12 protein-coding genes are annotated in these 13,831 nt (G+C 74.7%); 3 read left to right on the top strand and 9 right to left on the bottom strand.

Translation table 11 applies throughout. The features are described 5' to 3' along the window. Positions 1–101 precede the first annotated feature (101 nt). The 5 genes from IG64_RS15175 to IG64_RS15155 all read right to left on the bottom strand — a co-directional run bounded on the left by IG64_RS15175 (position 102) and on the right by IG64_RS15155 (position 4,358). Positions 102–950, bottom strand: a complete 849-nt coding sequence (locus IG64_RS15175; RefSeq protein ID WP_037856070.1) for an ATP-grasp domain-containing protein — start codon at positions 948–950, stop codon at positions 102–104. Further along, entirely contained in the window at positions 947–1,891 is a 945-nt protein-coding gene (locus IG64_RS15170; protein ID WP_078884016.1) for an ATP-grasp domain-containing protein, read from the bottom strand. Before IG64_RS15170 ends, IG64_RS15175 begins: the two co-directional genes overlap by 4 nt. A gap of 177 nt (positions 1,892–2,068) precedes the next feature. Further along, on the bottom strand, positions 2,069–2,530 hold the full coding sequence (locus tag IG64_RS15165; protein ID WP_037856066.1) for a DUF6299 family protein: 462 nt from the start codon (positions 2,528–2,530) through the stop codon (positions 2,069–2,071). Between the two features lie 131 nt (positions 2,531–2,661). Then, positions 2,662–3,060 (bottom strand): RidA family protein, encoded by a 399-nt coding sequence (locus tag IG64_RS15160; RefSeq protein ID WP_037856062.1) that lies wholly within the window; start codon positions 3,058–3,060, stop codon positions 2,662–2,664. After that, positions 3,057–4,358 (bottom strand): acyl-CoA dehydrogenase family protein, encoded by a 1,302-nt coding sequence (locus tag IG64_RS15155; protein WP_037856058.1) that lies wholly within the window; start codon positions 4,356–4,358, stop codon positions 3,057–3,059. The genes IG64_RS15160 and IG64_RS15155 overlap by 4 nt, the downstream gene beginning before the upstream one ends. Positions 4,359–4,482: 124 nt before the next feature. Between IG64_RS15155 and IG64_RS15150 the strand changes: the two genes are divergently transcribed. Both IG64_RS15150 and IG64_RS15145 read left to right on the top strand, forming a co-directional pair. Continuing rightward, entirely contained in the window at positions 4,483–6,375 is a 1,893-nt protein-coding gene (locus IG64_RS15150) for an AMP-binding protein (protein ID WP_078884015.1), read from the top strand. A gap of 31 nt (positions 6,376–6,406) precedes the next feature. Then, positions 6,407–7,240 carry a PaaX family transcriptional regulator C-terminal domain-containing protein gene (locus tag IG64_RS15145; protein ID WP_037856056.1) on the top strand — a complete coding sequence of 278 codons (834 nt, stop codon included), beginning with the start codon at positions 6,407–6,409 and terminating at the stop codon, positions 7,238–7,240. A gap of 26 nt (positions 7,241–7,266) precedes the next feature. On the opposite strand, the gene IG64_RS15140 is transcribed toward IG64_RS15145, so the two are convergent. Beyond that, positions 7,267–9,606 (bottom strand): bifunctional salicylyl-CoA 5-hydroxylase/oxidoreductase, encoded by a 2,340-nt coding sequence (locus IG64_RS15140; protein ID WP_037856054.1) that lies wholly within the window; start codon positions 9,604–9,606, stop codon positions 7,267–7,269. A 7-nt stretch (positions 9,607–9,613) separates the two neighbouring features. Then, positions 9,614–10,441: an enoyl-CoA hydratase family protein gene (locus tag IG64_RS15135; RefSeq protein ID WP_037856052.1), complete on the bottom strand. Its 828-nt coding sequence runs from the start codon at positions 10,439–10,441 to the stop codon at positions 9,614–9,616. 366 nt (positions 10,442–10,807) lie between these two features. Between IG64_RS15135 and IG64_RS15130 the strand changes: the two genes are divergently transcribed. Then, positions 10,808–11,254: an ATP-binding protein gene (locus IG64_RS15130; RefSeq protein WP_234438518.1), complete on the top strand. Its 447-nt coding sequence runs from the start codon at positions 10,808–10,810 to the stop codon at positions 11,252–11,254. Positions 11,255–11,454: 200 nt separating this feature from the next. Here IG64_RS15130 and argF read toward each other — a convergent pair whose 3' ends face one another. Both argF and IG64_RS15120 read right to left on the bottom strand, forming a co-directional pair. After that, positions 11,455–12,468 (bottom strand): ornithine carbamoyltransferase, encoded by a 1,014-nt coding sequence (gene argF, locus IG64_RS15125; protein ID WP_037856050.1) that lies wholly within the window; start codon positions 12,466–12,468, stop codon positions 11,455–11,457. A 61-nt stretch (positions 12,469–12,529) separates the two neighbouring features. Beyond that, the gene (locus tag IG64_RS15120; protein WP_037856049.1) at positions 12,530–13,768 is read right to left on the bottom strand and encodes an arginine deiminase; all 1,239 of its coding nucleotides are present in this window, start codon (positions 13,766–13,768) and stop codon (positions 12,530–12,532) included. Positions 13,769–13,831: the final 63 nt, after the last annotated feature.

Here is a 13,831-nt window from a genome sequence, read left to right as displayed (position 1 = left end):
GTCGAGCCTTTCCGGGCGCGGCGGGGCCCGAACCCGGGCCGGGCGGCTCCGGCAGAGGCCCCGGCGGGTGCCTCACCCCGTCCGGTGGGTGTACGCCCAGGTCACGTTCGCGGTGGCCGCGCGAACGGCTCGCGCGGCCGGGCTCCGGCGGGCCCGCCGGCCGCCGCGGCCCGGGACAGCGCCAGTGCCGCCAGGGCCTCGGGCGCTCCGGGCTGGTCGCGGGCGCCGGGGAAGGCGTTGATGTCGACGATCACCGGGGTGCCCTCGCCGCCGTCGAGGATGTCGACGCCGTAGACGTCCAGGGCGAAGACCGTGCCGACGCGGCGGGCCAGGGCCGCCCAGCCCGGCGGGAGGGCGTCGAGGGCCAGGGACAGCGTCGGGCCCCGCCCCTCGGGGGAGAGTTCGGAGCGGCGCAGGGCGGCGAAGAGCCGGTCCCCTATGACCCACAGCTTGTGGTCCCAGCCGCTGTTCGGGGTGAAGTCCTGGACGACGACCGGTTCCCGGGGGTGGGCGGCGGCGAGCAGCGCCAGCTCGGCGGCGTCGTCCACGCGGGCCACCACGTCGTGCCGCCGGCTGTGGCGGCTCTTGACGACCACGGGTCCGGCCGGCGGCGCCGCGGCGGCCAGTGCGGCGAGGGTGGTGAAGGTGCGGGTGGCGGCGAAGGGCAGGCCGGCCCGCCGGGCGTGCGCGGCCATCGCCGTGCGGTCCTGGCACAGCTCCGTCGCGGCGGCCGGGTTCACCACGGGCGCGCCACGTCGTTCCAGGGCGCGGGCGAGGGCCAGGGCGCGCGGTGTACGGGCCTTGAGGAGGTAGACGTCGGCGAGCGGCCCGGCGGGGTCCGCCGCCGTGGCCGGGTCCAGTGTCTCCACCTGGTGCCCGGGGGTGAGCAGCGCGGTGGCCGCGGCCAGCAGCGGATGGCCGGGGTCGGGTGTGATCAGGCCTATCCTCATGGGTTCTTGCCCGCGGCGACCGGGACCTGTTCCGGGTGGGGCGGCAGGGGCAGGACGAGCGGGGTCCCGTCCTGCGGCGCGGGCCGGGACGCCTCGGGCAGGGGGTCCGCGGCGGCGGGTGGCGGGGCGGCCGGGCGGGCGGCGAGTTCGAGCACGGCGCGTGCCACCCGGGCGACGCCGTCCGGGACCTGACGGAAGCTCGGGAAGTCGTTCACGTCGACGACCACGGGACCGTCGGGTCCGAGCACCACGTCCACCCCGTACAGATCGAGGCCGTAGACCACGCCGACCCGGGCGGCGATCGCGGCCACCTCGGCCGACAGCGCCACGCGGCGTTCCCGGACGGCGTGGTCGGGGTGGAGCGGGGAGCGGCGCTCGGTGGCGTACAGGTCGCCGCCGACGCTGTACACCTTGATGTCGAGGCCCGGGTTGGGCACGTACGGCTGGGCGATGAGCATGCCCTCCCCGGCCAGTTCGGGCAGGAGTTCGACGAGCTGGTCCGGGGTGGGGACCAGGTGCACCGCCCGGCCCGAGCTGCCGTCCGCGGGCTTGACGACGAGCGGGTACTCCGACTCGGGGATCCGGGCGAGCAGTTCGGGGCGGGCCGCCGCGTAGGTCGGCGGCAGCGGCAGCCCGCGGCTGCGGCCGACGGCCGCCGCGAGCGCCTTGTCCCGCACGCCGCGGATGGACCGGGCGTCGTTGACGGTGGTCATCCCGGCGAGGGCGGCGGCTTCCAGGAGGGTGAGTCCGGGGCCGCCGGAGACCGTCTTGAGCACCCAGGCGTCATGGGCGCCCGCGTGGATCGCCCGCGTCATGTCCAGCAGGGAGCCGCCCGGCCGTACGACGTCCACCCGGTGTCCCCAGGACGCCAGTTGGCGGATCACCTCGACCGGCATTCCGTCGTGGCGGTACTGCTCCTCCACCAGAAAGCAGAGCTTCATCGATCTTCCCCGTAACCGCCGGGCGCCCGCGCTCGTCCGGCACCCTGTGTGACGTCCTGTGGCGTCACAGGATGTCATGGACCGTCCGCCGCAGGGAGGGTGGCTGCCCGCTCGCGGCGGCGGGCGGCGCGGACGCGGGCAGCCGGCCGGTCTCCTGCGGTGCGCCCGGCCGGGGGCTCAGGAGGCCCGGGACAGGGTGACGTCCTGCTCGGCGACCGCGTGGAAGCGGGGCATCAGCGGCAGGCCGCCCTGGGTGGTGAGTTCCATGACCGTGGCCTCGACGTGCGCGGCGCCCGGCTCCAGCGGGTTCGCCGGCGTGCCCGTGTTGGTCCAGGTGTGCACGGCGCCGTCGCACACCGCGCGGGTGCCGCCGATGCCGTAGCGGGTGACGGAGCCGTCGCGGCTGATGGCGGAGCTGACGAAGACCGGGCCGCTCGCGCCGGTGCAGCGGTAGGTGCCGGAGATCGTGACGGTGCCGTCGGCCGCCGTCCGGACCGCCGGGTCGACGGTGACGCTCTCCTCGGCGGCCGTCGCCGCGAAGGAGACGGGCGCGCTCAGCAGCAGCGCGGCGGCGGCCGTGCCGAGCGCGCCGAGAAGGGATCGTCCACGGGTGAGGGATCGTCCACGGGTGAGGGACATCGGGGGCCTCCCGGTACGGGTGAGTGGGATGGGGGTCTCCACTGCTACCCGGCGACCGTGGCCCGCGCCGTGACCCTCACCCCTTCGGTGGCGAGTTGGCGGGCGGTCGGCGGTGTCCGGCCCGCGGGCCGTCAGGCGAGGACCGCCAGACCGTCCAGCTCCACCATCGCCTCCTCGTCCCACAGGCGTACGACCTGCACGACGGCCATCGCCGGATAGTCCCGGCCCGCCAGCCGGTGCCACAGGCGGCCGAGTTCACCCGCGTGGGCGCGGTAGGCGGCGACGTCGGTGGCGTACACGGTGACGCGGGCGAGGTCGGCGGGGGTGCCGCCGCTCGCGCGCAGGGCGGTGAGGAGGTTGGTGAGGGCGCGGGCGAACTGTTCGGGGAGGGTTTTTCCGGTCACCTTTCCGTCCTGGTCGAGCGCGGTCTGGCCGGCCAGGAACACGACGCGGGAGCCGGTGGCGACGACGGCGTGCGAGAAGCCGGCGGGCGGGGACAGCTCGGGCGGGTTGACGCGCTGGACGGTCACGGGGCCTCCCCGGTCCGGTACTGGGCGTACAGCTCCTTGGCGATGACGGCGCGCTGGACTTCGCTGGCGCCCTCGTAGATCCGGGGGGCGCGCACCTCGCGGTAGAGGTGTTCGAGGAGGTGGCCCCGGCACAGGGCGCGGGCGCCGTGCAGCTGGACGGCGGTGTCGACGACGTACTGCGCGGTCTCGGTGGCGAGGAGTTTGGCCATGGCGGAGCGGCGGGGGACCTCCGGGGAGCCGTCGTCGTACGCGCTCGCCGCGGCGTGCACCATCAGGCGGGCCGCCTCGGTGCGCAGGGCCATCTCGGCCACCTGGTGGGCGACGGCCTGGAGGTCGCTCAGCCTGCCCCCGAAGGCGTCGCGGCCGGCGGTGTGGGCGACGGTCGCGTCCAGCGCCGCCTGCGCCATGCCGACCGCGAACGCGCCGACGCTGGGACGGAACAGGTTGAGGGTGCTCATCGCCACCCGGAAGCCGCGGTCCACCTCGCCGAGCACGTCGTCCTCGGTGACGGGGACGCCGTCGAAGTCCAGGGTGCCGATGGGGTGCGGGGAGAGCATCTCCAGGGCGCTGCCGGTGAGGCCGGGGCGGTCGGCGGGGACCAGGAACGCGGTCACGCCGCGGGCGCCGGCGCCGGGCGTGGTGCGCGCGAAGACGGTGTAGAGGTCCGCCTCGGGGGCGTTGGAGATCCAGCACTTCGTGCCGGTGAGCCGCCAGCGCCGGGGGCGGCCGGGCGCCGCCGGCGCGCCGGACGGCTCGCGGGGTGCGCCGGGCGGGGGCGGCGCGGCGGCGCCGGCGGGCGCCGCACGGGAATGCTCCGGGCCGGCCGTGCTCGCCGCCCCGCCCGGCCCCTCGCGGGCTGCCCTGGGGCGCGCGCCGGCCGGACCGTCGTCCTCCGGCTCGGCGCGGAGCGCCAGGGCCGCCGCGTCCGAGCCCGCGCCCGGCTCGCTCAGCGCGAACGCCGCGACCGCGCTGCCCTCCGCCACGGCCGGCAGCCAGCGGGCGCACTGGGACGGGGTGCCGTGGGCGTGCACCGGGTGGGCGCCGAGACCCTGGAGGGCGAGGGCGGTCTCGGCCTCCGTACAGGCGTACGCCAGGGACTCCCGCATCAGGCACAGGTCCAGGGCGCCGGAGGTGAACAGGCGCTCCAGCAGCCCGAGTCGGCCCAGTTCGGTCAGGAGCGGGCGGTTCACGCGGCCCGGCTCGCCCTGCTCGGCGAGCGGGCGCAGCCGGTCCGCGGCCAGCGAGCGCAGCTCGGCACACCAGGCGATCTGGGCCGGTTCGAGCGAGAATGCGGACATTCGCCGGTCCTCCCTCCCCCGGGACGACCGGGGTCCACGACCACCGTATCGCGCCCCGTTGACTGTCGTCATCAACACGATACGCTCCCTGTGCGAGCCCACCACGACAAGGGGGCGAACCGCCATGAACCCGACGGATCCCGGCGCGGGCGCCACCCGCGCGGACGGTGCCGGCCCGGACGACGGCCACGCGGACGGAGCCGGTCCGGGCGCCGGCCGCACGAACGGAGCCGGTGCGGGCCCCGCGAGCGCCGGGCCGGGCGCCGGGGACGCCGTCCGGCCGCCGGTCCGCTCCGCCCACGTGGACACCTTCGCGCGCGACCACCTCCCGCCCCCCGACCAGTGGCCGCGGCTGCGGTTCGACCTGCCGGAGCTGCGTTACCCCGACCGGCTGAACTGCGCCGCCGAACTCCTCGGCCGCCCCGGGCCCGCCGACGCGCGCCCGGTGTTCCACACCCCCGCCGGCGGGACCTGGACCTACGCCGGCCTGCGCGCCCGCGTCGACCGCATCGCGCAGGTGCTCACCGCCGACCTCGGTGTGGTGCCCGGCAACCGGGTCCTGCTGCGCGGCCCGACCACGCCGTGGCTGGCCGCCTGCTGGCTGGCGGTCCTCAAGGCGGGTGCCGTGGCCGTCACCGTGCTGGCCCAGCAGCGTGCGCACGAACTGGCCACGATCTGCGAGATCGCCCGCGTCCGGCACGCGCTGTGCGACGTGCGGGCCGTCGGGGACCTGGTCAAGGCCGACGTGCCGGGACTCTCGATCACCCCCTACGGCGGCGACGGCCCCGACGACCTGCTGCACCGCCCGGTGCCGGAGGTCCCCTTCCGGGCGGTGGACACCGCCGCCGACGACGTGGCGCTCATCGCGTTCACCTCCGGCACCACCGGGCGGCCCAAGGGCTGCGTGCACTTCCACCGGGACGTCCTGGCCATCGCGGACACCTTCTCCCGGCACGTGCTCAGGCCGCGCGCCGAGGACGTCTTCGCGGGCAGTCCGCCGCTCGGCTTCACCTTCGGTCTCGGCGGTCTGGTGGTCTTCCCGATGCGGGCGGGCGCCAGTGCCCTGCTGCTGGAGGAGGCCCACCCCGCGCAGTTGCTGGCGGCGGTCGCCGAACACCGCGTCTCCGTGCTGTTCACCGCGCCCACCGCCTACCGGGCCATGCTCGACCGGCTGGGCGGCCACGACGTCTCCTCGCTCCGGCGCTGCGTGTCGGCCGGGGAGAACCTGCCCGCGGCCACCTGGCACGCCTGGCGCGAGCGCACCGGCCTCAGCATCATCAACGGCATCGGGGCCACCGAACTGCTGCACATCTTCGTCTCGGCCGCGGACGAGGACATCCGGCCGGGCACGACCGGGGTGCCCGTACCGGGATGGCGGGCGCGCGTGCAGGACGAGTACGGCCGGCCCGTGCCCGACGGCGAGCCGGGACTGCTCGCCGTCCAGGGGCCGGTCGGCTGCCGCTACCTGGCCGACGCCCGCCAGCGCGCGTACGTGCGCGACGGCTGGAACATCACCGGCGACACCTACGTCCGCGACTCCGACGGCTACTTCCGCTACGTCGCCCGCGCCGACGACATGATCATCTCGGCCGGGTACAACATCGCCGGTCCGGAGGTCGAGGACGCCCTGCTGCGCCACCCGGACGTGGTGGAGGCGGCGGTGGTGGGGCGGCCCGACGACGCCCGCGGCCAGGTCGTGGTGGCCTACGCGGTGCTGCGGCAGGGCGCGGCGCGGGACGGGGAGGCGCTGCGGGCGTTCGTGAAGTCCGAGCTGGCACCGTACAAGTGCCCGCGCGAGATCGTCTTCCTGGACGCCCTGCCGCGCACGGCCACCGGCAAGCTCCAGCGCTTCCGGCTGCGCACGGCGGCCGGCCCGGACCCGGACGGCGGGCTCGACGGGCGCGGTGGGCTCGGCGGGCTCGACGGGCGCGGCGGGCTCGGCGGGCTCGACGGGCTCGACGGGCGCGGCGGGCGCGGCGGGCTCGGCGGGCTCGGCGCCGAGGGTGACCAGCGGTGACGGTGACCGGCAGTCGTACCGACGACCTAAAATGATCAACGTGTCCGACCAGCCCGCACCACCCGCCCCGACCAGCCCCCGGTCCCTCATCGTCACCCTCTACGGGGCGTACGGCCGCTTCGCGCCCGGCCCGGTGCCCGTCGCCGAGCTGATCCGGCTGCTGGCGGCGGTCGGGGTGGACGCGCCCTCGGTGCGCTCCTCGGTGTCCCGGCTCAAGCGGCGCGGGCTGCTGCTCCCGGCCCGCACCGCACAGGGCGCCGCGGGCTACGAACTGTCCGCCGAGGCACGCCAGTTGCTGGAGGACGGTGACCGCCGCATCTACGCGGGCGCCCCGCCGGGCGACGAGGGCTGGGTGCTGGCCGTGTTCTCCGTGCCGGAGTCGGAGCGGCAGAAGCGGCACGTGCTGCGGTCCCGGCTGGCCGGGCTCGGGTTCGGCACGGCGGCCCCCGGGGTGTGGATCGCGCCGGCCCGGCTGTACGAGGAGACCCGGCACACGCTGCGGCGGCTGCGGCTGGACGCGTACGTGGACTTCTTCCGCGGCGAGCACCTGGGTTTCACGCCCACCGCCGAGGCGGTCGGCCGCTGGTGGGACCTCGCGGCGGTCGCCGAGCAGCACGAGGCGTTCCTCGCACGGCACGCGGGGGTGCTGGAGGCCTGGGAGCGGCGCGATGACACGCCGCCCGAAGAGGCCTACCGCGACTACCTGCTCGCCCTGGACTCCTGGCGCCATCTGCCCTACGCCGATCCCGGTCTGCCCGCACACCTGCTGCCGGCCCACTGGCCCGGGCTCCGCTCGGCCGCCGTCTTCCGGGGCCTGCACGAGCGGCTGCGGGACGCGGGAGCCGAGTTCGCGGGTCTGGCCTGACCCGGGGCCGGCGGTCCGGCCGGGCGTCAGCCACCGGGGTGCAGGCGCGGTGCGGGCGCGTCCGTGCGGCCGGTCTGCGGGCGCCTGCTGCCCGCGCGGTAGGGGGCCGGCCACACCGCGCCGGGGCCCTGGTACCCCTGTTCGGCGGCGGCGTGCAGGGTCCAGTGCGGGTCGTACAGGTGCGGGCGGGCCAGCGCGCACAGGTCCGTCCGCCCGGCCAGGATCAGGGAGTTGACGTCGTCCCAGGAGGAGATCGCGCCGACCGCGAGGACCGGGACGCCGACCTCGTGCCGGATCCGGTCGGCGAACGGCGTCTGGTACGACCGCCCGAACTCCGGCCGCTCCTCGGCGACCACCTGCCCGGTCGACACGTCGACGGCGTCGGCGCCGTGCGCGGCGAAGGCGCGGGCGATCTCCACGGCGTCCTCGGCCCCCGTACCGCCCTCGGCCCAGTCGGTGGCGGAGATGCGGACGGTCATGGGGCGTTCCTCGGGCCACACGGAGCGCACGGCGTCGAAGACCTCCAGGGGGAAGCGCAGCCGTTTCTCCGGTGAGCCGCCGTAGGCGTCGGTGCGGTGGTTGGTCAGCGGCGAGAGGAAGCCGGAGAGCAGGTAGCCGTGGGCGCAGTGCAGTTCGAGCAGGTCGAACCCGGCGCGGGCGGCCCGCCAGGCGGCGGAGGTGAACTGCTCGCGGATGTCGGTGAGCTGGGCGCGGGTGAGCTGGCGGGGGACCTGGCTGCCGGGCTTGTAGGGCAGTGCGGAGGCGGCCACCAGCGGCCAGTTGCCCTCGGGCAGCGGTTCGTCCATGCCCTCCCACATCAGCCTGGTCGAGCCCTTGCGTCCGCTGTGGCCGAGTTGCACGCCGATGGCGGTGCCCGGTGCCTGCCGGTGCACGAACTCGGTGATCCGCCGCCAGGACTCCGTCTGCCGTCCGGTCCACAGACCCGTGCAGCCCGGGGTGATCCGGCCCTCGGGGCTCACGCACACCATCTCGGTCATCACCAGGCCCGCGCCGCCCAGGGCCCGCGCCCCGAGGTGCACGAGGTGGAAGTCGCCGGGGACCCCGTCGACGGCCGAGTACATGTCCATGGGCGAGACGACGACCCGGTTGCGCAGGGTCAGGCCGCGCAGCCGGAACGGGGTGAACATGGGGGGTGTGCCGGGCGGGCAGCCGAACTCGCGCTCGACGGCGTCGGTGAAGCGGGCGTCGCGCAGGCGCAGGTTGCCGTGGGTGACGCGGCGGCTGCGGGTGAGCAGGTTGAAGGCGAACTGGCGGGGTGGCTGGTCGAGGTACAGGCCGAGGTTCTCGAACCATTCCAGGCTGGCCCGGGCGGCGCGCTGGGTGGAGGCGACGACGGGCTTGCGCTCCGCCTCGTACGCCGTCAGCGCCTGCTCCACGGTGGGCTGTTCGTCCAGGCAGGCGGCGAGGGCGACGGCGTCCTCGACGGCGAGTTTGGTGCCGGAGCCGATGGAGAAGTGGGCGGTGTGGGCGGCGTCGCCGAGGAGCACCAGGTTGCCGTGCGACCAGTGCTCGTCGGTCACCGTGCGGAAGGTGGTCCAGGCGGACTTGTTGGAGCGCAGCGGGCGCCCGCCGAGGGCGTCGGCGAAGATCTTGGCGCAGCGCTCGACGGACTCCCGTTCGTCCAGTTCACCGAACCCGGCGGCCCGCCAGACCTCTTCGCGCATCTCGACGATGACCGTGGAGGAGCCTTCGTCCTGTGGCCCGGAAAGGCTCGCCGAAGGGTGGTGGCCGGGCGCGGGGCAGGACGGACGGGAGTAGGGATAGCCGTGCAGCTGCATCACGCCGTGCTCGGTCTCGGCGATCTCGAAGCGGAACGCGTCGAAGGCGAAGTCGGCGGCGAGCCAGATGTAGCGGCAGCGGTGCTCGGTGATCCGGGGCCGGAAGACGTCGGCGTACGCCGCGCGGGTGGCGCTGTGCACACCGTCGGCGGCGATCACCAGGTCGTGCGTCTCACGCAGCTGGTCCGGGGGCGGGGCCTCGGTGCGAAAGCGCAGGTCGACGCCGAGGGAGCGGCAGCGGGCGTGCAGGATCTGGAGGAGCCGGCGCCGGCCGAGGGCGGCGAAGCCGTGTCCGCCGGAGGTCTGCCGGGTGCCGCGGTGCACGATGTGAATGTCGTCCCAGCGCACGAAGTCCCGTCCGAGGGCCTGGTGGACGACCGGGTCGGCGTGTTCGATCCCGCCGAGGGTCTCGTCGGAGAGGACGACGCCGAAGCCGAAGGTGTCGTCGGGGGCGTTGCGCTCCCAGACGGTGACCTCGCGGGCGGGGCCGAGCCTTTTCAGCAGGGCCGCCGCGTACAGGCCGCCGGGTCCGCCGCCGATGACCGCGACCCGCTGGGCGCCGGTCACCGCCGCCTCACCTCCCCTGCCACTTCGGCGGCCGCTTCTCGGTGAACGCGGCGTGGAACTCGGCGTAGTCCTCGCCGTTCATCAGCAGGGCCTGGGTGGCGGCGTCCATCTCGACGGCGGCGGACAGGGGCATGTCGAGTTCGGCGGTGAGCAGCGCCTTGGTCTGGGCGTGGGCGAGGGCGGGGCCGTCGGCGAGGCGGTGGGCGAGGGCCTGGGCGGCCTCGTCGGCGTGGCCCTCGTCGGTGAGCCGGCTGATCAGGCCGATCCGCTCGGCCTCGGGGGCGCGGACCGGCTCGCCCAGCATCAGGAGCCGGGTGGCGTGGCCGAGGCCGACCACGCGGGGCAGCAGGTAGGCGGCGCCCATGTCGCCGCCGGAGAGGCCGACGCGGGTGAACAGGAAGGCGAAGCGGGCGCTCGGGTCGGCGACGCGGAAGTCGGCGGCCAGCGCCAGGACGGCCCCGGCGCCCGCCGCGACGCCGTGCACCGCCGCGATCACCGGGAACGGGCACTCGCGCACGGCCCTGACGACCTGCCCGGTCATCCGGTTGAAGTCGAGCAGTTCGGCGGTGTCCATGGACAGGGTGGCGCCGATGATCTCGTCGACGTCGCCGCCGGAGCAGAAGCCGCGGCCCTCGCCGGCCAGCACCAGGGCGCGTACGGCGCGTTCCCGGGACAGCTCGGCGAGCAGGTCGCGCAGGTCGGCGTAGGCGCCGAAGGTGAGGGCGTTGAGCTTGTCGGGGCGGGCGAGGGTGACGGTGGCCACCCCGCCGTCCAGCTCGACGCGCAGGTGCCGCCACGCGGAGGTGCGGGTGACGGAGCCGGTGAAGGGACTCATGACGTACGGCCTCCTCGGCGGACTGCCCGTGTCGTCCGGCACGCCGGCGATGCCGTGCCCGGCGCTCCTCCACGAAGTTATCACCTATCTTTGACTGTCGTCACGAGGGCGCGATAGAGCGGGTCCCCGCGGCAGGCGCCGGCCGTGCCGGTGCGACCGGCGCGTCCGTCGCTTCGTCACAGGTCGTCCATGGCCCGGTAACGACGGGAGGGGACGGGGGAGGACGGACGTTCGCAGGGGTAGGCCGTCCGTGCCGGGGCCGGGCCCCGGACGGAGGGCCCCGAGAGCCGCCGCCGACGGCCCCCGTACCATTCCCCTCGTCGAAAGCAGGACAGCCCGATGGTGACCGCCGGTTCGCCCTGCGTCATGAACGGACACACGTTGTACGAACCCGCCGCTTCCGCCTGGCGCATCGCGCTGCCGCACACGGCCGCCGCCGTACCGGTGGCCCGTGCCCTGGTCCGCACGGCGCTGGCCGAGCAGGAGCACACGGCCGACAGCGACACCGCGGAACTGCTCACGGCCGAGCTGGTGGCCAACGCCGTGGAGCACACCGCGGGCGGCGGCCCGATAGAGCTGCTGGTGGAGCTGGAGCCGGGCGGCTGTCACGTGGAGGTGCGCGACGCGGACCCTCAGCCGCCGGGCGGGCTGACCCGCCCCGGCCTGACCCCGCCCGACCCGTGGCGGGAGGACGGGCGGGGCCTGCTGCTGATCCGGGCGCTCAGCTCGTCCTGCGGGCACCGGCCGACCGCGTCGGGCAAGGCGGTGTGGTTCCGGCTGTCCGCGCCGCCCGGGCGGCCGGGCGGCGCCTGACCGGCGCGGCGCCCGGCACGCGGTGCGCCTGGGTTCGGGAGCCGCGGACGAAAGCGGGCCGCGGCGGACGGCGCCCGGCACGCGCCCTCGCCGCGCTGCCCGAAGGCCCTGTCAGCCCCGCCGCACGGACCTTCCGGCGCCTCGCCGTCGCACGCACCGGACACCGCCCGCCGGCCGGAACCCACTGTCGTCCGCGGCTCTCAGCCCTTCGCCAGCGTGGCGACCAGCACCGCCTTGATGGTGTGCAGCCGGTTCTCGGCCTCGTCGAAGACGACCGAGTGGGCGGACTCGAAGACCTCGTCGGTCACTTCCAGTGACCGCAGGCCGTACTGCTCGTGGATCTCCCGGGCGACCTTGGTGCCGAGGTCGTGGAAGGCGGGCAGGCAGTGCAGGAACTTCACGTCCGGGTTGCCGGTGGCGCGCAGGACGTCCATGGTCACCGCGTACGGCGCCAGGGACTGGATCCGCTCCTGCCAGACCTCCTTGGGCTCGCCCATGGAGACCCACACGTCGGTGGCGACGAAGTCGGCGCCGCGCACACCCTCCTCCAGGGACTCGGTGAGGGTGACGCGCGCGCCGCTCGCGGCGGCCAGCTCGTGGGCCCGGTCGACGATCTCCTGGGCGGGCCAGTAGGTCTTGGGGGCGACCAGGCGCACGTCCATGCCGAGCAGCGCGCCGGTGACCAGGTAGGAGTTGCCCATGTTGAAGCGGGCGTCGCCCAGGTAGGCGAAGGCCGTCTCGCCCAGCGGCTTGTCGCTGTGCTCGGTCATCGTGAGCACGTCGGCCAGCATCTGGGTGGGGTGCCAGTCGTCGGTGAGCCCGTTGTAGACGGGGACGCCGGCGTGCGCGGCCAGCTCCTCGACGTCGCTCTGGCGGTCGCCCCGGAACTCGATCGCGTCGAACATCCGGCCGAGGACGCGGGCGGTGTCCTTCATGGACTCCTTGTGCCCGATCTGCGAGCCCGACGGGTCCAGGTACGTGGTCGAGGCGCCCTGGTCGGCGGCGGCGACCTCGAACGCGCAGCGGGTGCGCGTCGAGGTCTTCTCGAAGATCAGTGCGATGTTCTTCCCGCTCAGGTACCGCGTCTCCGTCCCGGCCTTCTTGGCGGCCTTGAGTTCGGCGGCCAGCTCGACCAGACCGCGGAACTCCTCCTGGGTGAAGTCCAGCTCCTTGAGGAAGTGGCGGCCGGCGAGGGCGGTCGGGACTGTCGCCATGGGGGCGCTCCAACGGGTGAGGGACAGGGACTCCTGGAATTCTATACGACTCTCAGAATTTCTATGCGGCCGGGGAGGTGACGGGGTCCCGTTCCACCGGGCAGCTCATGCAGCGCGGGCCGCCCCTGCCCCGCCCCAGCTCGCTGCCGGGGATCTCGATCACCTCGATGCCCTGCTTGCGCAGGTGCGTGTTGGTGGTGGCGTTGCGCTCGTAGGCGACGACGACGCCCGGCTCCACGGCCAGCACGTTGCAGCCGTCGTCCCACTGCTCGCGCTCGGCCGCGTGGACGTCCTGCGTGGCGGTGAGCACCCGGATCTCGCTCAGTCCGAGCGCGGCGGCGATGGCCCGGTGCATGTGCTCGGGCGGATGGTCGGTGACCTTGAGTTCCTTGTCGCCCGAGCCCGGTTCGATGGTGTACGAGCGGAGCATGCCGAGCCCGGCGTACTGGGTGAACGTGTCCCCGTCGACCATCGTCATCACGGTGTCCAGGTGCATGAACGCACGCCGCTTGGGCATGTCGAGCGCCACGATCGTCCGCGCCGACCCGGCGGCGAACAGTTTGTGCGCGAGCATCTCGACGGCCTGCGGGGTGGTCCGCTCGCTCATCCCGATGAGCACGGCGCCGTCGCCGATGACCAGGACGTCCCCGCCCTCGATGGTGGACGGGTAGTCGGCCTGCCCCTCGGACCACACGTGGAACGGCTCACCGCGGAAGAGCGGGTGGTAGCGGTAGATCGCCTCGAAGTGGACGGTCTCGCGCTGCCGGGCGGGCAGGCGCATCGCGTTGACGCAGACGCCGTCGTAGATCCAGGCGGAGGTGTCGCGGGTGAAGAGGTGGTTGGGCAGCGGACCGAGCAGGAAGTCGTCCAGGTCCATGACGTGGAACCGTACGGAGGCCGGCTCGGCGTGCGCCTGCAGGAACTCCCGCTTGGTCATGCCGCCGACCAGCGCCTCGGCCAGTTCCGGCGCGTCCAGCGTCTCGAACGCGGCCCGCAGATGGTCGGTGGCGAGCGGGCCGTACTCCTTCTCGTCGAAGACGCGGTCCAGGACGAGCGACCGGGCCGACGGGATCTCCATCGTCTCGGTCAGCAGGTCGCCGAAGAGGTGCACGGCGACCCCGCGGTCGCGCAGCACGTCGGCGAACCCGTCGTGCTCGGCGCGCGCCCGGCGCACCCAGAGCACGTCGTCGAAGAGCAGCGCGTCCTTGTTGCTGGGGGTGAGCCTTTTGAGTTCGAGATCGGGCCGGTGCAGGATGACGCGGCGCAGCCGCCCGGCCTCGGAGTCGACATGGAATCCCATGTCTCCATCCTGACCACCCGGCCCCGCCTTCACCCCCCGTTGCCGGTTTCCGTGCGCTTCTGT

It is taken from the genome of Streptomyces sp. NRRL S-340, from assembly GCF_000720185.1.
Taxonomy (GTDB): Bacteria; Actinomycetota; Actinomycetes; order Streptomycetales; family Streptomycetaceae; genus Streptomyces.
This window is presented reverse-complemented; position numbering and strand designations above follow the sequence as displayed.